Below are 21,754 nucleotides of genomic sequence, written 5' to 3'. Positions count from 1 at the left end.
CGCGGCGCATTCGGCTCCAATCGATCACGCCGCGCTCACCCGCTTCCCGGCACCATGGCACTCATAGCGCCGGGTAGCAAGTCTTTCTTTTGTTTAGCTGCGCAACCACACGTTCATTTGGCCGAGTTCGCGGTTGGCCCATGCGTAGTAGGGCACCAGCTTGAGCGACGTCCGCTCATCTGAGGCGCCACGCTGAGCGGACATGTACAACGGGGCGTCCACGGCATCCGCAGCCTCACGAACGGCAGGCAACGTCACCGCGTCAACACCTCCAAGCAAATCACTCTCGAAAGTAACCGTGGCATCCGCAGCATCCACGCCATCAGCAAGACGGTACGTCCACAGATCGCCGGCATTATCGGCTTGCTCCGCGCAATAGACGAGCGGACCGCGCATCACCGCAACACGACCTGCATCGCAACGCACATGAGAGTTGGCACGCACCAATCGCACTGCCATATCAAGATCCAGCACCACATGCAATGCAGTTCCCGGAGCAACTGCGAAATATACGAAACCGTTTTCCGGAGCCGTCTTCACAGCAACACCATCGCATGTCAGCGCATAGGAATCAGCCGACCATGTGGGAATACGCACGCCGAAACGTACCGAATCAGCCGCCTCAGCGGGCAATTCCACCATGTACTCAATATGACCGTTCCACGGAAAATCGGAACGCTGCTCCACATGCAACCCGGAATCAAAACTTGCCTGATTCGCAATGAACTGGTGAGCGAGCACCGTGCGGCCGCCGTCACGTTCGGTATACACATAACGGTCCACCGACGCGATCAATCGCGCGACATTAGCTGGGCAGCATGCGCAGCCAAACCAATCGACACGATGCGAAAGCACATGATGCCGATCCGGATTGTCCGAACCGTCCGGCGAAGTCTCCAACGCATTCACATAGTAATACTGCTTGCCATCAAGGCTGATGCCCGCGATGGCACCATTGAACAGCTCACGCTCAAGTACGTCGGCGTATTCACCATTCGGTTCCAACAGAAGCATTTGGCGGGCAAACATGCTCATCGCCACAGAAGCGCACGTTTCGCCATACATGGTGTCGTTCGGCAGATCGTAATCGTACGTGAACGACTCCCCCACATGTGTGGAACCGATCGCACCCGTCACATACATGCGTTTCGACACGATGTTGTTCCAAAAACGATGCGCCGCATCCAGCAAGCCCTGATCGCCGGTAATACGCGCCACATGTGCGATTCCAGTGCACAAATAGGCCACGCGCACAGCATGGCCGTCAGCGGTCTGCTGCTCGCGCACCGGCTGCGCGGCTTGGAAGTACGTGGGCTTGTAGAATCCCAGATCCCGGAAAATGTAGTCGTTGTCGACAGCGGCGATCTGCTTGGCGTAGAACTGCGGATCCTGACCACGCACGTCGATGAGATACCGCGCCAGATTCAGATAGCGCTCCTCACCGGTCGCATCATACAGTTTCGCCAACGCCAATTCGATTTCCGGATGCCCATCAGCACCGTGGATCTTGCCGTCCTCCGGGCCGAAATTGGCATCGATGCAATTCGCCATACGGCACGCCACGTCAAGCGCCTGCTGGTTACCGGTCACCTCATGATAGGCGACAGCAGCCTCAATATAGTGGCCCATGACATACATTTCATGGCTTTGCTGAATCAGTGTGAAACGCTCACGATGCGCCCATTCACCGGTTTTGATTTGGTACGGAGTGTCCAAATATCCGTCCGATTGTTGCGCACGTGCGATGAGGTCGACGGTTTTATCGCACAGTTCCCGCAATTGCGGATCAGGATGATACGACAGTGCGTAAGCCGCTTCCTCCAACCACTTATATATGTCGGAATCCTGGAAGACCATGCCATGAAATTCACCGGCCTCATCACCGGCTGCGATACGCAGATTCTCCACGGCATGACTTTTATTATCGGCAAGCTGATTGCCGGCCGGATCATCCGGAACTTCAGTGGCAATCTCATCATTCATCACACCCCACTGATAGGGAATGACGGATTCAACGATCTGGTCGCGACGCTGCTTCCAGAAAGGAGAAGTAATAGTTACATTCATGATATTTCCTTAAGATTAAGGACTTCGCCAGCCCTTGACGGCTCTTGGCTACTCCGCCTTCGGTTCTGCTCAGGCTGGAGCCTGGAGACAGTCCAGTGGACTGTCTCCCAAGGGCTGACATCGCCAGATGTCAGCCCTTGACAGCTCCAGCCATAAACCCTTTGACGTAGTACTTCTGGAGGGCTAGGAAGAGGATGGCTGCGGGGATCATCAGAATTACGACGCCAGCTTCGGTGGCACCGTAATCAATGACGCCCATAGTCTGCTGACGCATGTTCACCAAAGCGAGCGGCAGCGTGGCGTTCGACGAACTCGACAGGTACAGCGGAATCATGAAATTGTTCCAAGCCTCAAGGAAAGCAAGCAGACCGACAGTGACCATCGACGGCTTGACGACCGGCACCAGAATCTTAATCAGCGACTGCAGGGAGTTGCAGCCATCGACCATGGCGGCCTCTTCCATATCCTTCGGAATCGCATCGAAAGCATTACGCATGATGAACGTGCTCATCGGCAGCTGGAACAAGGTAATAACCAAACCGACACCCAGCAAGGAATCGTTCAGACCAATATCCTTGTACCACACCATCAGCGGAATCAGCAGAGACGCATACGGCACCATCAAAATGGACAACGTCACCATGAATCCGAGATTGCGGCCCGGATAGTCGAAACGGGAGAACGAATAGCCTGCGAGCGTGCACACCACCACGGAGAACACCACGGCGACCAACGTCACCACCACCGAGTTGAACAGGTACTTCGGCAGGCCTTCCTGGTAGCCGAACAACGTCAGATAGTTGTTCACACCCCAGCCCTTGGATTGTGCGGAACCAGGCTGTGGACTGAACGAGCAGACCACCACCCAGATCAGCGGCGAAATGAAGACCAGGGCCAGCAGACCTTCGAGAATATAGACGATTACGCGCTTCCACAATGGAGTAGTCATGTGAGTTCCCTCCCCTTGCTCACTTGGTGTTGTCGCGCATACCGCGCATCTGGATGGAATTGATTACCACGAGGGCCGCAAGCACGATCAGCGACAGTGCGGCCGCCATGCCCAGATCCTTCTTGGAATCGAATGCGAAGTTGTAGATGAGCTGCACTACGGTCATGGTGGAATTGTTCGGACCGCCCTTGGTCAGAATGAAGAACTGGTCGAACGCGAGGATGGAACCGGTGACGCAGTAGATCAGGCACATCACGATGGTCGGCTTCATCAGCGGCAGGGTGATGGAACGGAAAATGCGCCACGTGCCAGCACCGTCCATGCGCGCGGCCTCATACAGGTCGCCAGGAATGGCCTGCAGGCCGATCATCATGAGCAGCATGTAGTAGCCGGAGAAACGCCAGACGATCACAATAATGGTAGCCCACAGCGCGCTCTGGCCGGTGGCGAGCACGGAGCCGCCCTCATCCATCAATCCGAAGAAGCTCAGGATCTTGGTGACGGGGCCCACCTGCGGGGAGTACAGCGCGTAGAACAGCAGCGAAGCGGAGGCGAGACCGGTTGCGGACGGCAGCAGGAAGCACGTGCGCAGCATATTGTTCCACTTGGTGCTTTCCTGCACGATCAGCGCCAGACCAAGGCCAAGCACCAGCAGGAAAATCGTGACGATCACGGTGTATTCAAGTGTGAACAACACCGACTGTCCGAGCAGTTTATTTTCGAAAACCTTGACGAAATTCTCAGGGAAATTCCAACCACGGTTACCGCCCATCAACGACCAGCGGGAACCGGCCATGATGACGAGCAGCACGATTGGCACGAAGAACAGCATGATGATCATCAGCCAATCAGGCAGCGCATACAGCAGGCCACGACGGGTTGTCTCCGCCTTGGCCTTGGAACGATGCGTCTTCACTGGCGCAGCGTTCTTGGAAACAGTAGTCATATTCCCTCCTTGGAACACTTTTGGCGACTCTCTCTTGAATCGTTCGGGGTTTTCGACATAAATGGCCAAGCGATTGGATATGCGTTTGAAAATGCGATTCCGTCTCGTGCGGCCGTTGAAATCCGCCATGAAGACCGACATTGTTTTTGAATTATTGTCGATCTTCATGGCAGACCACAACTGTGGTCTGTCGATTTTTGTTTTCGATATTCAGTTATTCGATATTCACTTGTTCTTAAGTTATGTAAATCGGGGAAAGGAGAAAAAGGAGGAGAAGTTCGTTTTCAGTGGCTCACCTCACTGCCCCAGCACGTCGGTGATGGCCTGGTTGTCGACCTTGAGATCGCCATCGCCCCAGACTGCGTTCTGAATGAGCAGCTGCCACGGGGAACCGGCTGCGTTGAAGGCCTCGTTGAAAGCTGCGGACTTCGGGGTCTGGCCATTGCCGTCGATGATTACGGAGTTGATGGTCTGGACGCGAGGATCGGCATCGTCGTAGGCGGTCTTCAAGGTCTGGATGTTGGATGCGGTGTCGCCGTTGGCTGCGAAGACTTCCTTCTGGGCGTCATCGCTCATGAGCCATGCGAGGAAGTTCCAAGCCTGAGCGACGTTCTTGCAGTCCTTGGAGATGCCCATGGCATCGCCGCCGAGGAACGTGGAGGTCTTGCCTTCCTTGGTGCCCGGGATCGGGGTGACACCGACTTCGAAGCCGCCGTCCTTCTCAGCTTCGAACAGTGCGGTGGAGGAGGTGTTCGGATACGGCATCACACCGATGTTGCCGTTGGCGAACGGAGCGGTCCAGGTGGCACCGGTTTCTTCCTTGGAGCCTGCGCCCAAGCCATTGGTGGTGTTGGCGAGTTCCTTGTAGGCGTCAAGCACGGCCTTCATGGAATCGTTGTTGAGGGTGGCTTCGGTACCGTCTGCGTTCATCACGGATTCGCCGTCAGCCCACACGGACGGAAACAGGTCGAACACGAGAGCGCCACCGGACTGGCCGGCCAAGTAGGAGCCTGCCACGCCGTCCTTGTTGAGGGCCGCGACCGCCTTGGCCTGCTCAACGAACTCGTCGATGCTGCTCGGACCCTTCTCCGGGTCAAGGCCTGCTTCCTTGTACAGATTCTTGTTCCATACCATCACGGAAACGTCGGTGATGAACGGCAGCGTGTATTCCTTGCCATCCACAGTACCGGCTTCAATGTGGCCCTGCTGCAGGTCGGACTTGTTGTCGAGTCCGTCGATCTGCTTAGTGATGTCAGTGAAGATGCCTTCAGAAGCCCAGTACGGAATACGCACCACGTCACCGGCGAGAATGTCCGGAAGAGAATCGGTCTGGGAGGCACCACCAACCTTGCCCTCCATATCGTCGTTCGGAATGATTTCCAGCTTGACCTGGTTCTTGTGGGAGGCGTTGTAGGCCTTCACCGCATTCTTGGCCTGACGCTCCAGCGGAGAACGGGTCCACAGGGTGATCTCAGTGCCGTCATCAGTGCCAGCTGCCGGAATATCGGCCGGAGCCGCGGATCCACCACTGCTGGAACCACCGCCGCATGCAGCCATCGGAATAAGCAACGCGGTTGCCGCGATGCCGGCAATAACGCGAGTAATCTTGTTGAAAGACACCATGTCTACTTCTTTCTCTATGTATTGCTCAGCTTTGAGCCATCCGGCGGGCCTTCCGCCGTCTGCCTTCACGATTTCCGGTTGTTCTCCTTCGATTGAACCGTAATGCGAAAGCCTTTTCTCAGTATATGGCTTTCTCCAGATTTTGCAAAATCGCTTTCGCATGTCAAAATGCAAAGATATTCATGTCGATAAAACCGTTATATATAAACGATTTTTTGCGTTCTAAGAATTGTATACGACAGCAAAAATGACATGAGATGCAGAAAATGCGAAAGAAAAATGTGCTCATTTTCACAAATGCGAAAGTTTCGCAATTTGCAAGTAATAATGTCAGCAATCGGCTACATGAAGCCGTTTTATCCACTTTTTGACACGATGCGAAAACTTTCGCAGTTTTGTCGTATAATATTACGTAATACAAGGGCAGCGAAGCGCGTCGACACGCAGCCAACGTTTTCGCCACACCATAAAAAAGGGAAACATCATGGCAACTGCAGATACTCACTCAACAGCAAGGCTTGAAGACGTAGCAGCGCTGGCCAACGTGTCTTTGGCAACGGCTTCAAAGGCACTGCATGGCAAACCGCGCGTCAGTGAAGACACCCGCGAGCGCGTGATGGAGGCAGCGCGGCAACTCAACTATTCCCCGAACAAGCTGGCGCAATCGTTGGCAAGCGGCAGAAGCGGAACCATCGGTTTGGTCACTTCCGACCTGCAAGGCCGTTTCTCCACGCCTATTCTTATTGGCGCCGAAAACGAGCTGCGCGCACAATCGACATCGGTACTACTTGCCAATGCTCGCGGTGACGATGCGCTGGAACGCAGCCATGTAGAGAAACTGCTGTCGCTGAAAGTGGACGGCCTGCTGATTGTGCAGCGCGAGACGAATCCGCGCCCGTCGCTGGGGCGTGATTGGGGCGTGCCGCTGGTGTATGTGTATGGTCCTTCCACCGATACCAACGATTGTTCGGTGACGTGTGACAATATGGACGCTGGGCGCATGGCCGTGAATCATTTGATTTCGTGTGGACGCAACCGTATCGCCATTATTGGCGGCGATGAAACGTATACGGCCTCCACCGACCGCACCAAGGGCGCGTTGGAAGCGTTGGCCGAGGTTGGCTTGGAACCGGCTGGCCCGATTCGCTATGGCCGTTGGGACGAGGATTGGGGGCGTGCCGCCACCAGACTGCTGCTCGACCAAGGCGTGAAGTTCGACGCCGTGGTATGCCAGAGCGATCAGCTGGCACGAGGATGCATTGACGCGTTGAAGTCGCAGCATCTACGCATTCCTGAGGATGTGGCGGTGATCGGCCACGATAATTGGGACGTGCTCACCAAGAGCTCCCGCCCGCCGCTGACCAGCATCGACAATGAAACGGAACTCATCGGCCGCAAAGCCGCCCGCTACCTGATGGACGCCATCAACGGCCAGCCCCACCACGGCACGGAATACCTCCCCTGCCGCCTCATCCAACGCGAATCCACCCTTCCCCTAGACTAGCGTCATCGTTTTTTGTTGGAACGCCCCTTGAAATAAATGTCGAACACGATCCAGACGGACAAAATGAACGCAATCACATAGCCGAGAAAACCGACAATCGGAATACCGAAAATCACCGGTTTGATGCCCGCATAGTACACGATCGACGAGCCGATGAACAAACCGACGACAATCAGCGCCATCGTAAGCCTGTTCACCATTTCAGCGAGCAGATGGATAGGTTCCTGCGAGCCGACCATTTCCATGTTGACGCGCAATTGGCCGCGCGTGAGCATGCGGGATGCCACTTTCATTTCGTTGGCTGCGGACAGCAGGCTGTGCAATGCCTGATGCCCTTCGATGGCAAGCGTTTTCACCTCGCCTTTGGCGAAATCTTTTTTCGAAGTGCTTGCGGCGATATGGTCGGAGATGATTTGGATCATGTTCACATCGGGAATGAACTCGTCGAGCAGGCCTTCCAAAGTGACCAGCGCACGCCCGACCGTGGTGACGGTACTCGGCACTTCAATGCCGTGGCGTTGCGCCATTTGCGTCAATGCGGTGAGCATGGCGGCGATGTCGAGTTCGGCAAGGTCGACGGTGCCGAATTCCTTAACGATCACATCCAGGTCGGCCAGCAAAGCCGGGTAGTCTTCGAAATCGGCTTCGGCTCCGGCAAATCGCAGCAATCCGTCGGCGAGCGCGGGCGAATCCTGTTCGGCGACCGCAAAAATCATGTCTTTCAACACGGAACGGGTTTTCGCATTGAGCCGACCCGTCATGCCTAGGTCGAGTAGCACGATCTGCCCGCCGCGCACCATAATGTTGCCCGGGTGCGGATCCGCGTGGAAGAAACCTTCGTCAAGCACTTGCGTGGCGTAATTGTCGACCAGTTTGGTGCCGATTTCCTTCAGGTCATAGCCGGCTTCGATCAACTCGTCCGGATGGGAGACGGAGATGCCCTCCACATAGTCCATGATCACCACATGCTCGGTGCACAATTCCGGGTAGGGCTTCGGACAGTCCATGTATTTGTAGCGTTCGCAGAATCGTTTGAATTCCGCCAGATTCCGCGCTTCGATCAGGAAGTCCGTTTCCGATTCGAAGGTGTCCCACAATTCCTCGACCACGCCGGAGAGATCGACCACTTGCGCGCTGCGCATGGTTTTGGCGGCGATTCGTGCAATGGTGCGCATGATGGACACATCCTGTGCCATGGTTTCGCGCACTCCCGGCCGCTGTACTTTTACGGCCACGTCCTCGCCGGTGGAAAGTTTCGCGCGATGCACCTGCGCAAGACTTGCCGATCCAAGCGGCGTGGCGTCGATATGTTCGAAGATCTCGTCAACAGGACGACCGTATTCGTCCTCAAGCACCTGCAATACCGTACCGTACGGCATAGGATCGGCGTCGGCGCGTAGTTTGGACAACTCGTCGCAGAACGATTGGGGCAGGATTTCGGAGCGCATGGATAGAATCTGTCCGACTTTCACGAAGGTCGGGCCGAGCGCTTCGAGCATGAGACGCATTTTGATGGGCGTCAGTCCGTGCACGATGTCGAACTGATTGACGATCTGTGCGATTTGCGCAAGTCGTTTCAGTTTGCCACGTCGCGTTAGGTGGTAACGCTGCGAGAAGGAGTCTTTGCGAGAGCCGAACAGTCCGATGGTTTCGGGTTGCGTAAAGGTTGCGCTGTTCCGTTTGCGCGATTGCGACATTCCCGTTTTTTCCGCGGATTTGGCTGCCGTTGCCGCCGCCGCGTCGGGCGAGGGGTCCGCCGTCGGATTGATCACCGCGTTGACTCGGTCAGAGAGTGTGACCGGTTCCACGCTTTCGGGGCGGGCCGCGTCCGGCTCGATTGGGGAATTCAAAGACATATCGCTGCTCGCAAACGTTGGTCGGATTACGATGAGTAGGATTCATAGGGGCTTGCGTCCCGCGTATTTCATGCGATTCGCACGTTTCATGCGAATCGCACGCGATTGTTCGCATGTTTCGCATGGCACGCAAGTTTCGCATGACGCGCAAGTTCCGCATAGCAAATCGCCGTCTGAACGTGATGCGACGCGCAGACGGCGATGGGAACGATTGAACGTTACTCGGCTTTGGCTTCAGGCTTCGCTTCCTTGACTTCCTCTGCAGCCTTGGCGTCGGAGGCTTCCTTGACCTCCGCGACCTTGTGCTTGAGTTCGGCGTTGAGGGCCTTGCCCTGTTCGACGGTCAGCTCGCCCTTCTTGACGAGATCGTCGACAATTTCCTGACTTTTCTCAACCGTGGTCGCCAAAGCGCCAACGCCGGCGAGGAAGACCTTACGCAGGCCGTCACCAAAATCAAAATCAGCCATGATTACCTCCTTAGGTGATGGTAGTACCCACTCTATCGCATTATCTTCACAAATAAAGTCAACGAAACTGGTCAATCGTCGCAATTCTGCGGAAGGCTCGCTGCCGTATGCTCACAGCGTACGGAAAACGAAAACGAAGCCGCAAAAACACAGGACAGCGTGATCGTGCGAAACTCGCGCAAAAAATGAACGGCCGATCAGCGCGGGCGTGACATGGCCACGCGACGCGCGTTGACTGCAATCGTGTTGATGCTGTCAAGTTCCGCACGCTGCGCTTGCGTTTGCCCTGCAGCAACCGGATCGAACGAACCGTATCGGCGTTCCACGGCGGTGCGGATCAGAAAATCGGCGAGCGCAGGATTCTTCGGCAGCAGCGAACCGTGCATGTATGTGCCAATCACATTGTTGACGCGCGCGCCTTCCGTATGATCCTCGCCATTGTTGCCGGTGCCGTCCGCGTCGACAGTACCGAGCGGCTGCACGCCTTCGCGCAGGAAGGTCTGACCGGAATGGTTTTCGTAGCCGATGATATCGCCAAAATCGGCGGAATGCTCGGTCAGATTGCCGATCATGCGCACTTCCTGACCAACCGTGTACGCGCCGATCACGCCGATGCCGTCGAGTCGGGAACCATCCACCGTTTCGAAATATTCGCCGAACAGCTGGTACAGGCCGCAAATCATGAGCATGGGGGTGCCGTCGGCAGCCAGCGAGCGCAACAGGTCGGCGCGTTTGAAGAAGTCGTCGATGATTTTCTTCTGGCCGGTGTCTTGGCCGCCGCCGCCCAGAATCATATCGACATGTTCGGGCCACACGTCGCCCTGATTGTAGGCGTGCACGTGCGGTTCGTAGCCGTACAGCGCGAGTCGGCGCTGGATGGTGAGTACGTTGCCGGAGTCGCCGTAGATGTTCATGTCTTTCGGATATAGCGACACGATGTCGATTGTCTGGCTCATATCGTCTCCCTCATGCGTTTCATACGTTCTTCATGCGTTTTCATGCGTTGCGCCGATTTTCATGCGTTTTTCGCACGTTTTGCCGGATCGTGCGGATGCGCGCCGTCACTTGCCCACGCCAGCGTCGGCGACTTCGGCGATTCTGCCGAGCGCGGCTCGCGTTTTGAGCATTGCCGTGTATGTGCAGTAGATATGCTTGGGGGTACCCGGATTCACGTTCACGAACGTTGAGACGGCCTCTTCAAGTTCCGTGTTGACGCTATTCACCGGCACCTGATCATATTCGAGACGCAACGCCATATCCCATGCGCGCACGCCTGAAACCATAGATACACCGGTGCCTCGCAGCGAGGAGAAGTCCACGTCCCACAGCCAGCTCATGTCACGCCCGTCGGCGTATTCGTCGTTGATGGCGATCATGGTGTCGCAGCCTTCGGGGGCGAAGGATGCGAGCGACAGACGGAATCCCATGGGATTTTTGACGAGCAGCAGCTCCACCGGCGAACCGTTCACGTCGATGACTTCGCCACGTCCGAACGCCGGAGTGACTTCGGCTGCCGCGTCGATCATGGATTGCGTGGTGGAGCGCGCGAAATCGATCATGCGCTGTGAGATTCCCACTTGGCGCAGCAGTTCGTCGGTTACGTTCTCTTCGAACGGCAGGAACATTGCCTGCGCGTCGGCCACGACCGCTCGCACGGCAGCCAGCGCGGCTGCCGCGTTGTACAGGTTGTACACACCTTCCAGTTTCACGCCGGTTTCGTACGTTTCGCCGTCGATGCCGAAGCTGGCACGATGGTCGCCTACGGCAAGCAGGGTCACGTCAGCCTGTAGCTGTTCCGCAGATTCTGCATTTTCCGATTTTTCTGCATGTTCCCCAGTTTTCGCAATTGCGGAAGCATCACCAATCTCAATATTTTCGTCCGATCCTGCAGATTCGGACAAGTCAATACCAACTAACGCTTCAGTATCAGCTGCCGATTCCGCATCAACCGTCGTGCACATGTCATCGTCGGAAGGGAAGAAGCTGCGCAGCGACTTGTCAAGTCCGAAATAGCGCACCTCCACACCATCTTCAGTATGCGTGACGTCTGCAAGCCGTGCGATGCGCGGATCCTCACGGTTGAGCACCACGGTTCCGGTGGTCGCTTCGACAGCTTTGCTCAACAGTTTCGCGGTATTGTCGATTTCGCCGAAACGGTCGAGCTGGTCACGCATCACGTTGAGCAGCAGGCAGTAGTCAGGTTGCACTTGTTTGACGAAATGCACCGCGTACGCTTCGTCGAGTTCCAACACGGCGATATCGGCGTCCAGTTTGCCGCCAAGCGAGACTTCGGCCAGCAGCGACGAAACCACGCCACGGGTGAAGTTCGATCCGGTCGGGTTGGTGAACACTTTTAATCCCAACGATTCCAGCATACTTGCCACCATGCGAGTGGTGGTGGTTTTGCCGTTCGTGCCGGATACGAGCACCACGCCGAGCGGCAGCTGCTGTAGCGTGCGTGCGAGGAATTGCGGGTCGATCTGTTCCACGATTTTGCCGGGGAACGCGCTGCCGCCGCCATGCGCCAAGCGGGAGGCCGCTCGAACGGCTTTGCCGATCAGCGGCGTTGCGAATGAGTTCCACGCCATGCTTATACCTCCTGCTGGCTCTGATAGTCCTGCGGCATATCTTTGAACTTGGAGTACGCGCCAAGGAACGCGAGGTTGAAGGTATCGGTCGGACCATTACGATGCTTCGCCATGATGATGTCGGCCTCGCCCGGGCGGTCCTCCTTGTCGTAGGCGTCCGGTCTGTGCACGAGGAACACCACGTCGGCGTCCTGTTCGATAGAACCAGATTCACGCAGGTCGGAAAGCTGCGGCTTCTTGTCCTGACGCATTTCGGGGCCACGGTTCAGCTGGCTCAGCGCCACCACCGGCACTTCCAATTCCTTGGCAAGCAGCTTCAATGCACGCGAGAAGTCAGACACTTCCTGCTGGCGGCTTTCCACGGCCTTGCCGGAAGTCATGAGCTGCAGGTAGTCGATCACCACCAATTTCAGATCATTCGTCTGCTTCAATCGACGGCATTTCGCACGAATCTCCATCAAACTCATGTTCGGACTATCGTCGATGAATAATGGTGCGTTCTGCAGTTTATCTTGCAGATTATTAAGGATATTCCAACGTTCCTGCGTGATATCTTCCGCTCGGCGCATGGCTGCCAACGGAATATTCGTTTCCGCGGAGATAATTCGTTGCGCAAGTTCGTTTTTGCTCATTTCCAAGCTGAAGATCACGGATGTCATATTGTGGTGCAACGCGGCGGATCGAGCGAAATCGACGCCGAGCGTGGACTTGCCCATGGCGGGGCGTCCTGCCACAACGATCATCTGGCCCGGCTGCAGGCCTTGCGTCACTTCGTCGATGTCGCGGAATCCGGTTGGCACGCCCTTGGAGACTTCGCCGTTCTGCAGTCGGTCGATTTGGTCAAGAGTGTCGGTGATGACGGTGCCGATCGGCGCGTAATCCTGCCTCACTTTGCCGGTCGACATTTCGTAGACTTCGGCCTGCGCCAGGTTGACGACGTCTTCGGCTTGGGATCCTTCGGCCGTGTAGCCGAGCTGCGCTATTTTGGTGCCGGCTGCGATCACATTGCGCAAGATGGCGCGCTGGTGGATGATGTCGGCATAGAAGGTTGCGTTGGCTGCGGTCGGCACGGATGCGACGAGGCTGTGCAGATAGTCGGATCCCCCCACTTTTTCGAGGTCGCCGTCTTTGAGCAGTTGATTGGCCACCAGCACCGCGTCGACGGGTTGCGATGCGGAGAACAGGTTGATGATGGCTTCGTACACGGTTTGGTTACGCGGCTGGTAGAAATCGGTGATGTCGATCATCTGTGAGACTTCGCCGATGGCGTCTTTGCTCATGAGCATGCCGCCGAGCACCGCCATTTCGGCGGCGTCGTCATGTGGCGGCACACGGTCAAAGATGGCGTCGCGAATGGCTGCTCCGGATGTTCCGGAAGTGCTGCCATTGCCTGAAAAACCGCGGTTTTGCCCTTGATTCAGGCCGTTGTTCCAAGAATTGCTCTCCGCCATGCTTCTCCAGCTCTTCGATGTGTGGTGTACCGGGAAAAACCATAATACCTGTGCCACTTCACGAACAGTATTGTGCTGAGATTATCGAGGATTCTCCGCATTGCTGGAGTTGATGATACACGACACGCGCGAATCGGTTCGCTGTGGATAAGAAAGTCGAAAAAAGCCAAGTTATCCACATATTGGGGATAACTATGTGGAAAACATATCGAGTTATCCACCAAATGGGGATAACCAAGTGGACAACTTGGGGACATCTTTCGTACAGGTGTCTATTCCCCTGGTTTTGACTTGCTTAAGTGAACTGAAGGTGATATGTTCCCCACTTTTTCTTAAATAGCGCATATACGACAGCGCGGCGGGCGCCATATTGGCAACCAGTCGCTTTGCCGGACACTCGCCCACGGCCTACACGGCCTCACATGTGATAGCGGGTGGCGTTGTACATGGTTCGGACGAGGGTTTCGCGCCATTTGCTCCAGCCGTACTGTTTGGAAATGGTCTCGCCGGACGTGGCACCCAATGACGAACCGTCAGCGCGAGTCAGGTCAAAGAGCATGTCAAGCAGCAACGGATCATGATCAAGACGGGAGGCCAATTCGTCGCCAACATTCGGATCATTAGGATTCTGGCCAGTCGCAAATTCCGACAACGTAAGATGCTCGCGCACCAGCAACGTGACCCACCAAATAATGTCACGGTCAAAACCCATACGTTTCAAAACCGTGGACGCATGACGGGCACCCTCCGCAGCATGATCGGCAACCCACGGACGCTTGCCGATATCATGCAAAATACCAGCCAACAGCAACGCCTGATAATGCCGATCATCATAACGGTTTCCACGAGGTGTTTCACGACCAAGCCGTGTGACCACCTCAACCGAATGACGATCAATCGTGTAACGATGAGCAGCTGAAGCGCTCGGACGATTACGAATCGCCAACCATTCCGGAATCAAACGACCCGGAATATCAACAAAATCAATCTCCTCCCATACCTGCAACAGCGCGGGACCGCTCGCAAGCAAACGCAAGAACAGACTGCGCGACTCATCATTCCAAGTGCGATCATCAATCGGACATAACTTCAGATTCTGCAACGTGCCGGGCGCAATCGGCAGACCAAACTCAGCCGCAGCAACAGCCGCACGCAATGCAAGGCACGGATCAGACTTCGGATCGGCACCCGGCGCAAGCACAATCTCCTCCTCATGCTTGGCAATACCGGGCGCGACCACATCAAACGTAGGCGCCTGACGCTTGCCACCGCCACGAGGCTGGAACACCTGGAAAAACGCAAAACGAGGCTTCTCATGAGTCAACGAATGCTCGGCGCGGGAAGCCGTAGAATCAAGCGAAAACGCGATTTGACGGCCAACACGAGCGAGCAACGTCTGCAAATCATCAATCGACTTCGTCTCACGCTCGCCGCTCGGCAACGTCGGATCAGCCAAACCCAACATCGCCGAAACCCTCGCCTGATAGGGAGCAAGCAGCATATTCGTGTCTTTGGCGGCAACCAAATGAATGCAGTCACGCACATCCAACAACCGTTCGACAGCATCGTCATACTGGCCGTGCGGGCGGTCGGCAAGCCAAGAGGCGGCAAGCGCGGATACCAGCACGGAATCGCGCAAACCGCCGCGAGACTCCTTAATATCAGGCTGATTGCCGTACGCCATACGGCCGAACTCGTCCAAACGAGACTTGGCGGAACCCAACAATTCAGGCAAGCGCTTACGGGCGGCCCTACGCCAACGCTCTAAAATGGAGACAGCCGTGGATTCGATCAGCTGCGCGTCGCCCGCAATCGGCACCACATCCAGCCAACCCATCGCGGCGGGCAGATCATGGTCTGTGACCGCCTCGCACTGCGCGCGGGTGCGCACCGACTGGTCAAGATCAAGGCCAGAATCCCAAATCGGATACCACAATTTGTTGGCAAGCTCATTGAGCTGCTGGTCAGTGAGCGTGTGAGGCTCATAAATGACCACCAAGTCAAGATCGGAACTCGGTCCAACTTGGCCGCGAGCCAACGAACCGACCGCGCCAAGACCAATACCAACTTGCGGAACGTCAAAAGAAACCGTCTGGCAGGCCTCCTGCCACAATTTCGTCAGGCAATCCATGGCCAGATCCGTACGAGCCTTGCGCTTCGCCGCACCATTGCGGTACACGCCGTCGGCATCCGGCTGACTTATATTCATGAAACGTTGTTTAAGACCATCAACCGCTGAAGTCATAGCAAATCCTTATGAATCTTCGCAAAAACAAGCAAATCTGAGCAGATAAAAGCGAAAGTGGGGAAATCCGAAGCAGACAATCTGACGCGAAAATCGTATGAAAATCCCCGCACGGCGCGAAGCACGTACGGGGATCTGTCTATTGATAACCCGAACCTAAGCCCGGGGTCCTTAATATCTATCCGAATGAATTATCAGATAGCGGCAGAGCCGGTCTCGCCGGTGCGCACGCGGGTCACCGAGTCAAGCGGGGCAACCCAGACCTTGCCGTCGCCGATGGTGCCGGAGCCGGCGGACTTGATGATCACACCGACCAGAGTCTCGGCATCGGCGTCGTCGGACAACACCTCGATGCGAATCTTCGGAATGAGGTCCACGGTGTATTCTGCACCACGGTAAACCTCGGTGTGACCACGCTGGCGGCCGTAACCGTTAGCCTCAGACACGGTCAGACCGTGAACACCTGCGGCAGCGAGGGCTTCCTTGACATCGTCAAGCTTATGCGGCTGAATGATAGCGGTAATGAGCTTCATCTCACTTCACCTCCTTGAGAACAGAGCTGGCGGTACCAGCAAAATCGTAAGCACGTTCACCCTGATCGGCAAGATCAATACCGCCGACTTCCTGAGCTTCAGTGACACGCCAGCCAATCGTCTTCTCCAGAGCGAAGGCGATGATGCCGGTGACAACAGCGGACCAGATGATGGCAACGAGGGCAACGAGGAGCTGCACAACCAGCTGCTTCCAGTCGCCGCCTGCGAACAGGCCGGTACCTTCGCCGAAGAAGCCGATGAGCACAGTGCCGGTGAAGCCGCCGACGCCGTGGACGCCGACAACGTCGAGAGAATCATCGTAGCCGAGCTTGAACTTCAGGCCGCAAGCGAGGCAGGTAAGCACGCCAGCGATGGCGCCGAGCACGATGGCCCACAGCGGGGAAACCACATCGGCGGCCGGGGTGATGGCGACCAGACCTGCGACGATACCGGAAGCGGCACCCATGGCGGTGTAGTGGCCGGTACGGATCTTCTCAGTGAAGCCCCAAGAGAGCATTGCGGCGGCGGTTGCAGCGGAAGTAGAAACCCAAGCGTAGCCTGCGGTGCCGTTGGCGGCGAACGCGGAACCAGCGTTGAAGCCGAACCATCCGAACCACAGCAGGAAAGCGCCAAGCATCACGAACGGAACATTATGCGGACGGAACGGCTGGGTGCCGAAGCCCTTGCGCTTGCCGATGATCAGCACGATCACCAGAGCGGCGACTGCAGCGTTGATGTGCACGACCGTACCACCTGCGAAATCGTGGGCGGCAGCGCCGATGGCCTGGGAGATTGCGCCGTCAGCGCTCAGCAGACCGCCATTCCACACCATGTGGGCGAGCGGAGCGTAATCGAAGGTAATCCACAGCGCGACGAAAATCATCCAAGTGGAGTACTTGACACGTTCAGCGATAGCGCCGCAAATCAGAGCGACGGTAATCATGGCGAATGCGGACTGGAACGCCACATCGACGCTGACCGGGTAATTGTTGGAGTTCAGCGAAGCCGACGTGAAGACGCCACCGTCGGAAACCATGGAATCCTTCAACAGGAAGCCCGTGGCCGGATCACCGAAGACACCGCCGACCGAAGTGCCTGCGTAGGCGATGGACCAGCCCCACAGCACCCAGATCACCATTGTGACGGACAGAGCGGCCGCCTCCATGATCATCATGTTCAGCACGGCCTTTGCACGGACCATGCCACCGTAGAAGAACGCCACACCCGGCGTCATGAGGAACACAAGGGACGCGGAAGTCAAAATCCACGCGGCATTTCCAGAATCAAGCTGACCCATGTCACCCTCCTCTTTCTTTCTTTTTGAGTTCACATTTCCGGCCCCATCGTATGGGGCTGACAAAACGGTATGGAACGCCGCCCGCGTTTTGAAAACGTTACGACGTGTTACAGCAAGGTAACGCCATCTCGCCATTACGCCAACCGAAAATGGCGGAATAAAGCGGCTGGCATGTTTTGTTTCAGATTGCGCAACGCTCCCAGACAAAACCAATATCAGCCCATTTTTCAGCGTATCTGCCATATATAGGTGAGATAGGACTGGTCGGGGGTAAAAAGAAAGCCTCCCACGCGGGGAGGCTTTCTCGAGAGCGTAATCAGCTCAGGCGAGGATGCCGTCGACGAAGCCTTCTGGATCGAACGGGGCGAGATCGTCCGGGCCTTCGCCAAGGCCGACGAGCTTGACGGGCACGCCAAGCTCCTTCTGCACGGAAATCACGATGCCGCCCTTTGCGGAGCCGTCAAGCTTGGAGAGCACCACACCGGTAATGCCGATGGCTTCGGCGAACACCTTGGCCTGCGTCATGCCATTCTGGCCGGTGGTGGCGTCGAGCACGAGCAGCACCTCGTCGACCGGAAGATTCTTTTCGGTAACGCGGCGGATCTTGCCGAGCTCGTCCATGAGGTTCGCCTTGTTCTGCAAGCGGCCCGCAGTGTCGATGATGAGCACGTCGACGTTCTCTTCCTTGGCCTTGGCGCTGGCCTCGAATGCGACGGACGCCGGATCGGCGCCGTCCTTGTCGGAACGCACGACCGGAACGCCGACCTTAGCGCCCCAAGTTTCCAACTGGTCGGCGGCCGCCGCACGGAAGGTATCGGCAGCGCCCAGCATGACTTGCTTGCCTTCGGAAACAAGCAGGCGGGAAAGCTTGCCCGCAGTGGTGGTTTTGCCCGTGCCGTTCACGCCGACCATGATGATGACGCTCGGTTTGTTCGCGCCTTCCTTATCGGCATTGAGGCGGCGATCCGTGTCAGTGCCTACGAGCTTCAGCAGCTTGTCTTTCAGCGCGGCACGCACTTCGGCCGGATCGGACTGGCCTGCGATTCGGGCGTCGTTGCGTAGTTCCTCGACGAGCTGTTCGCTGGCTTCCGCGCCCACGTCGGCAAGCAGGAGGGTGTCTTCGACGTCTTCCCAGTCAGCTTCGGAGAGCTGGTCCTTGGCGAGGATGTTGAACAGGGCCTTGCCGAACGGATTGCCGGATTTCGACAGGCGCGCCTTAAGACGCTGCATGCGCGTGCCGGCGGCTTCGGGGGTTTCATGAACCGGTTCGGGCTTGGCTTCGGTGGCTGGTGTAGGAGCCGCCGTTTCGGCAGAGGAAGCTTGAGCTGAGGACTTCTGCTGACTTTCAGCCAGAGCTTTTTCAGCTGCATCAACATTGGAATCAACGGACGGCTTCACCGTGGAAGAATCAGCCGCAGCCGACTTTGCTTCCGCAGCAAGACGGGCATCAGCAGCCGCTTTCGCATCCTCAGTGGACTTGTTGATGGCGTTCTTGCGGGTCTTACCGAGCCACCAACCACCAATCACCAGAATTGCCGCAATAACGACAACAGCGACAATCGCAATAATCACATTCGTATCCATGACTCCAGCCTAAAAAGCGCAACGGACACACCGGCTCCGCCCCGCGGACGCACCACGAATGTCCGATTCGTCAGAAGAATAAGGTGCTCTACCATGCAAGACATCGATAATGCGATTTTTGACTTCGAAATAAACTCCGCAAACGTTCGACGTTTTCGAAGAAACGCATCATCATGTTATTTTCCACACCTCTCACGTAAAACCGTGTCTTCAATCATCTCTCGATGCGACAATTGGAAACACGGTTCTCGAATCAAAATGACATCCCAGCAGCATGAAACCTAACTAGTTATTGCTAGTCCAGGCATTGTCTCCTGTTACGTTGACCTGCATCCAAGCAGTCCATCCAGCGGGAAATCCCCTAAAAGCCACATCAAGATCCGCACTTAGCCGAACTTGGGAATTCGATATCCGGTCGAATCGGAAATTACTGAGCGCACCTCCAATGATGTGATGATGATATGGCCCGTAATGTGTTATTTTCGGATTTGAGTGGTTAACATTCTGATAGTTGAAATTGAATCCCATGGAAATAACCGCAAGATTAACCGTCCCATCGCAATTCTTCCAATATCGAGTTGAACCAGATTGACGATACTGGCATCCAGTAATGCCTCGCGTTTGCGGAGCATCGGCAAGAGCCTCAAAATTGGGAACCGTTGAGACTGCAATTGAACCATCTTCGTATGTTTTAACAGTTTCAACCGAATAAAGCGTCTTTCTCTGAGTAGCAGCTATTGGCTGCTTCCCCGGAGTAAAAGAATCCCATGCATATCCGTGCTCATAACGCGAAACAAGATATTGTGCCTTCCCTTCATCAACTCCATAACTTGTTAAAATATCGGAAATTTCCATTTTGTCTTCCGCAGACAAAGTGATGGAATTGGAAGAAGGGTTTGACGACTCAATAGGCTCAGCACTGGCTGGCGCTATAGCGGTAAGTGACATTGCAACTGCTGCGACGACACCTAGAAGTGAATACTTATAACTATGCATTTTTACCTCATTGTAGCTATGCGTATAGGTGATATATCTGGTAACGTTTTTATAAATCATGAAGAGTGATTTTTTTGTCTTCCGCTGCCTGCTTTGAAGGACTGCCTCCTTTCTTTAGGGAATTTGCGTAGCGAATCAGGCTCCTCGCGATGAGGAAGACCAGAACGAATACGGCGATTACGCCTAGGATCTCAATCAACAATGCGATCCATGTCCAGCTCATGATTCATCCCTTCTCTTTCTGTACTCGTCTATGAGTATTCGAGCCGTGTCGACGTCGTATCTATCGTCGATGGCGAGACTCTTCACCAAGAGGATGAATGGATCCTCCGTCTCGTTGTCGTTCAACCGTATTTTTTCGATAAGCCTGTCAAGCCGGAGCCTCATGGTCGGGTAGGAGACTTGATACAGCTGGGACATTTGCTTCAGAGATCCTGACGATAGCACGAAGTTCTTGATGAAGGCCAAATCCTCCTCCGCAAGGTTGGCCAACCATTCTGGTAGACGGTCCACATCACCCCCTTCAATAAAATTTATTATTTATTAAATATATTAAAGCTGCAATGAAGCATTGTCAATATGACACACGTGTCCGATTCACCAGAATCGGACGATACGTGGGGGTCGGACAGTCAAGGAGCTATCCACGGGACGTGAAAAACTGGACAGCATGGCTAACACATCCAGAATGACGTCGTATCAGCGGCGCGAGCAGCTCATCGAAATCGGTCGTTCGCTGTTCGCGTCGAAGGGTTTCGAAGCAGTGAGCGTGGAGGAGATCGCCGCCACCGCAAAAGTGTCAAAACCCATTGTGTACGAGCATTTCGGAGGTAAAGAGGGCCTGTACGCCGTGGTGGTGGACCGCGAAATGCGCGCGCTCACCGACACCCTCATCAACGCGCTGTCCGATCCGCAGGCGCATCCGCGGCAGATCGTCGAACGCACCGCCCTCGCACTGCTCACCTATGTCGAGGAGAACGCCGAGGGATTCCGCGTGCTCACCCGCGATTCGCCGAAAACCGATCCCGCGGGATCATTCAACTCGCTGCTCGGCGACATCTCCATCCGCGTCGAAGACATACTCACCGAGGCGTTCAAGCGGCAGCATCTGCCCGCCAAGGGCGTGCCGTACTACGCGCAGATGCTCATCGGCATGACCGTCTACACCTGCCAATATTGGGCCGACCAGCGCAAGCTCAGCAAGGAGCAGCTCGCCGCGCACATCGTGAATCTGGCCTGGCATGGCTTGAGCCGCATGGAAGCCAAGCCGGAACTGCGTTTCGAAAGCGACAAAGCCGCAAAAGAGGCGGAAAAGCAGGAAAGGCGCGAAATCAAGGAAATCGCGAAGCGTGAGCGCAAGGCCGCAAAAGAGGCACAATCACAAAACAATACGGAAAGCCCAGCCGGGCAGAACGCTGAACAGAACACCGAACAAGGCGCAGCCGGAAGCCAAGACACACAAGCCGAACAGCAGTTGTAAGACTCAGCCGCACCCTGTCACCGCAAGCATCGCAGCCCACGCCAACAGACGCCAGGCGCAGGAATTAAACAGTGCCCGCAACAGGGAAATCGTAAGCAGCACAGCAGCCAATAAACATCGACGAAAACCGACGAATCGTCAACAACGATACCCTTAAGGGAAATTTCA

Annotated in this window: 17 protein-coding genes and 1 pseudogene; 2 read left to right on the top strand and 16 right to left on the bottom strand. The window is 55.8% G+C overall.

Annotation, left to right across the window (positions count from 1 at the left end; all coding sequences use genetic code 11):
* Positions 1-93 precede the first annotated feature (93 nt).
* From BBCT_RS00575 to BBCT_RS00560, 4 genes are all read right to left on the bottom strand, one after another.
* Complete coding sequence (locus tag BBCT_RS00575; RefSeq protein ID WP_003836775.1) at positions 94-2,067, bottom strand: glycoside hydrolase family 127 protein; 1,974 nt, start codon at positions 2,065-2,067, stop codon at positions 94-96.
* 130 nt (positions 2,068-2,197) lie between these two features.
* Positions 2,198-3,016, bottom strand: a complete 819-nt coding sequence (locus tag BBCT_RS00570; protein WP_003836777.1) for a carbohydrate ABC transporter permease — start codon at positions 3,014-3,016, stop codon at positions 2,198-2,200.
* A 19-nt stretch (positions 3,017-3,035) separates the two neighbouring features.
* A complete protein-coding gene (locus tag BBCT_RS00565; protein WP_033512767.1) occupies positions 3,036-3,962 on the bottom strand; it encodes a carbohydrate ABC transporter permease in 927 nt (308 codons plus the stop codon).
* Between the two features lie 297 nt (positions 3,963-4,259).
* Positions 4,260-5,585, bottom strand: coding sequence for an ABC transporter substrate-binding protein (locus tag BBCT_RS00560; protein WP_033512765.1), 1,326 nt, complete (start codon positions 5,583-5,585; stop codon positions 4,260-4,262).
* A gap of 484 nt (positions 5,586-6,069) precedes the next feature.
* On the opposite strand from BBCT_RS00560, the gene BBCT_RS00555 reads away from it, so the two are divergent.
* Positions 6,070-7,089: a LacI family DNA-binding transcriptional regulator gene (locus BBCT_RS00555; protein WP_003836785.1), complete on the top strand. Its 1,020-nt coding sequence runs from the start codon at positions 6,070-6,072 to the stop codon at positions 7,087-7,089.
* 2 nt (positions 7,090-7,091) lie between these two features.
* Here the strand turns inward: BBCT_RS00555 and BBCT_RS00550 are convergent, their stop codons facing one another.
* The 12 genes and pseudogenes from BBCT_RS00550 to BBCT_RS00505 all read right to left on the bottom strand — a co-directional run bounded on the left by BBCT_RS00550 (position 7,092) and on the right by BBCT_RS00505 (position 20,619).
* On the bottom strand, positions 7,092-8,945 hold the full coding sequence (locus BBCT_RS00550) for an ABC1 kinase family protein (protein ID WP_033512761.1): 1,854 nt from the start codon (positions 8,943-8,945) through the stop codon (positions 7,092-7,094).
* Between the two features lie 218 nt (positions 8,946-9,163).
* Positions 9,164-9,412, bottom strand: a complete 249-nt coding sequence (locus tag BBCT_RS00545) for a phasin family protein (RefSeq protein WP_033512759.1) — start codon at positions 9,410-9,412, stop codon at positions 9,164-9,166.
* Positions 9,413-9,609: 197 nt separating this feature from the next.
* On the bottom strand, positions 9,610-10,368 hold the full coding sequence (locus BBCT_RS00540) for a type 1 glutamine amidotransferase (protein ID WP_003833761.1): 759 nt from the start codon (positions 10,366-10,368) through the stop codon (positions 9,610-9,612).
* A gap of 105 nt (positions 10,369-10,473) precedes the next feature.
* Positions 10,474-10,839 (bottom strand): DUF1727 domain-containing protein, encoded by a 366-nt coding sequence (locus BBCT_RS09720; RefSeq protein ID WP_407921705.1) that lies wholly within the window; start codon positions 10,837-10,839, stop codon positions 10,474-10,476.
* 207 nt (positions 10,840-11,046) lie between these two features.
* A pseudogene (locus BBCT_RS09715) lies at positions 11,047-12,000 on the bottom strand (Mur ligase family protein); the annotation flags it as partial.
* Positions 12,001-12,002: 2 nt separating this feature from the next.
* Positions 12,003-13,451, bottom strand: a complete 1,449-nt coding sequence (gene dnaB, locus BBCT_RS00530; protein WP_003833756.1) for a replicative DNA helicase — start codon at positions 13,449-13,451, stop codon at positions 12,003-12,005.
* 418 nt (positions 13,452-13,869) lie between these two features.
* Positions 13,870-15,696 (bottom strand): nucleotidyltransferase domain-containing protein, encoded by a 1,827-nt coding sequence (locus BBCT_RS00525; protein ID WP_003833755.1) that lies wholly within the window; start codon positions 15,694-15,696, stop codon positions 13,870-13,872.
* Between the two features lie 194 nt (positions 15,697-15,890).
* Positions 15,891-16,229, bottom strand: a complete 339-nt coding sequence (locus tag BBCT_RS00520) for a P-II family nitrogen regulator (RefSeq protein WP_003833750.1) — start codon at positions 16,227-16,229, stop codon at positions 15,891-15,893.
* A gap of 1 nt (position 16,230) precedes the next feature.
* Complete coding sequence (locus BBCT_RS00515) at positions 16,231-17,526, bottom strand: ammonium transporter (protein ID WP_033500658.1); 1,296 nt, start codon at positions 17,524-17,526, stop codon at positions 16,231-16,233.
* Between the two features lie 321 nt (positions 17,527-17,847).
* Positions 17,848-19,110: a signal recognition particle-docking protein FtsY gene (gene ftsY / locus BBCT_RS00510; RefSeq protein ID WP_003833747.1), complete on the bottom strand. Its 1,263-nt coding sequence runs from the start codon at positions 19,108-19,110 to the stop codon at positions 17,848-17,850.
* Positions 19,111-19,395: 285 nt separating this feature from the next.
* Entirely contained in the window at positions 19,396-20,166 is a 771-nt protein-coding gene (locus BBCT_RS08725; protein ID WP_229773790.1) for a hypothetical protein, read from the bottom strand.
* A gap of 159 nt (positions 20,167-20,325) precedes the next feature.
* Positions 20,326-20,619, bottom strand: a complete 294-nt coding sequence (locus BBCT_RS00505; protein WP_003833742.1) for a DUF2089 family protein — start codon at positions 20,617-20,619, stop codon at positions 20,326-20,328.
* Between the two features lie 157 nt (positions 20,620-20,776).
* On the opposite strand from BBCT_RS00505, the gene BBCT_RS00500 reads away from it, so the two are divergent.
* Positions 20,777-21,586, top strand: a complete 810-nt coding sequence (locus tag BBCT_RS00500; RefSeq protein WP_231858066.1) for a TetR/AcrR family transcriptional regulator — start codon at positions 20,777-20,779, stop codon at positions 21,584-21,586.
* The last annotated feature ends 168 nt before the right edge of the window (positions 21,587-21,754 follow it).

Origin of the sequence: Bifidobacterium catenulatum DSM 16992 = JCM 1194 = LMG 11043 (genome assembly GCF_001025195.1) — a bacterium.
GTDB classification, from domain to species: domain Bacteria; phylum Actinomycetota; class Actinomycetes; order Actinomycetales; family Bifidobacteriaceae; genus Bifidobacterium; species Bifidobacterium catenulatum.
Note: the sequence above shows the minus strand (reverse complement) of the source record. Positions and strands in the feature narration are given on the sequence as shown.

Coding starts and splice junctions, on each gene's coding strand:
- BBCT_RS00500 (WP_231858066.1), top strand. CDS start 20,777: ATGGCTAACACATCCAGAATGACGTCGTATCAGCGGCGCGAGCAGCTC.
- BBCT_RS00540 (WP_003833761.1), bottom strand. CDS start 10,368: ATGAGCCAGACAATCGACATCGTGTCGCTATATCCGAAAGACATGAAC.
- BBCT_RS00525 (WP_003833755.1), bottom strand. CDS start 15,696: ATGACTTCAGCGGTTGATGGTCTTAAACAACGTTTCATGAATATAAGT.
- ftsY (WP_003833747.1), bottom strand. CDS start 19,110: ATGGATACGAATGTGATTATTGCGATTGTCGCTGTTGTCGTTATTGCG.
- BBCT_RS09720 (WP_407921705.1), bottom strand. CDS start 10,839: ATGGGATTCCGTCTGTCGCTCGCATCCTTCGCCCCCGAAGGCTGCGAC.
- BBCT_RS08725 (WP_229773790.1), bottom strand. CDS start 20,166: ATGATTTATAAAAACGTTACCAGATATATCACCTATACGCATAGCTAC.
- BBCT_RS00575 (WP_003836775.1), bottom strand. CDS start 2,067: ATGAATGTAACTATTACTTCTCCTTTCTGGAAGCAGCGTCGCGACCAG.
- BBCT_RS00555 (WP_003836785.1), top strand. CDS start 6,070: ATGGCAACTGCAGATACTCACTCAACAGCAAGGCTTGAAGACGTAGCA.
- BBCT_RS00565 (WP_033512767.1), bottom strand. CDS start 3,962: ATGACTACTGTTTCCAAGAACGCTGCGCCAGTGAAGACGCATCGTTCC.
- BBCT_RS00520 (WP_003833750.1), bottom strand. CDS start 16,229: ATGAAGCTCATTACCGCTATCATTCAGCCGCATAAGCTTGACGATGTC.
- BBCT_RS00560 (WP_033512765.1), bottom strand. CDS start 5,585: ATGGTGTCTTTCAACAAGATTACTCGCGTTATTGCCGGCATCGCGGCA.
- BBCT_RS00550 (WP_033512761.1), bottom strand. CDS start 8,945: ATGTCTTTGAATTCCCCAATCGAGCCGGACGCGGCCCGCCCCGAAAGC.
- BBCT_RS00545 (WP_033512759.1), bottom strand. CDS start 9,412: ATGGCTGATTTTGATTTTGGTGACGGCCTGCGTAAGGTCTTCCTCGCC.
- BBCT_RS00570 (WP_003836777.1), bottom strand. CDS start 3,016: ATGACTACTCCATTGTGGAAGCGCGTAATCGTCTATATTCTCGAAGGT.
- BBCT_RS00515 (WP_033500658.1), bottom strand. CDS start 17,526: ATGGGTCAGCTTGATTCTGGAAATGCCGCGTGGATTTTGACTTCCGCG.
- dnaB (WP_003833756.1), bottom strand. CDS start 13,451: ATGGCGGAGAGCAATTCTTGGAACAACGGCCTGAATCAAGGGCAAAAC.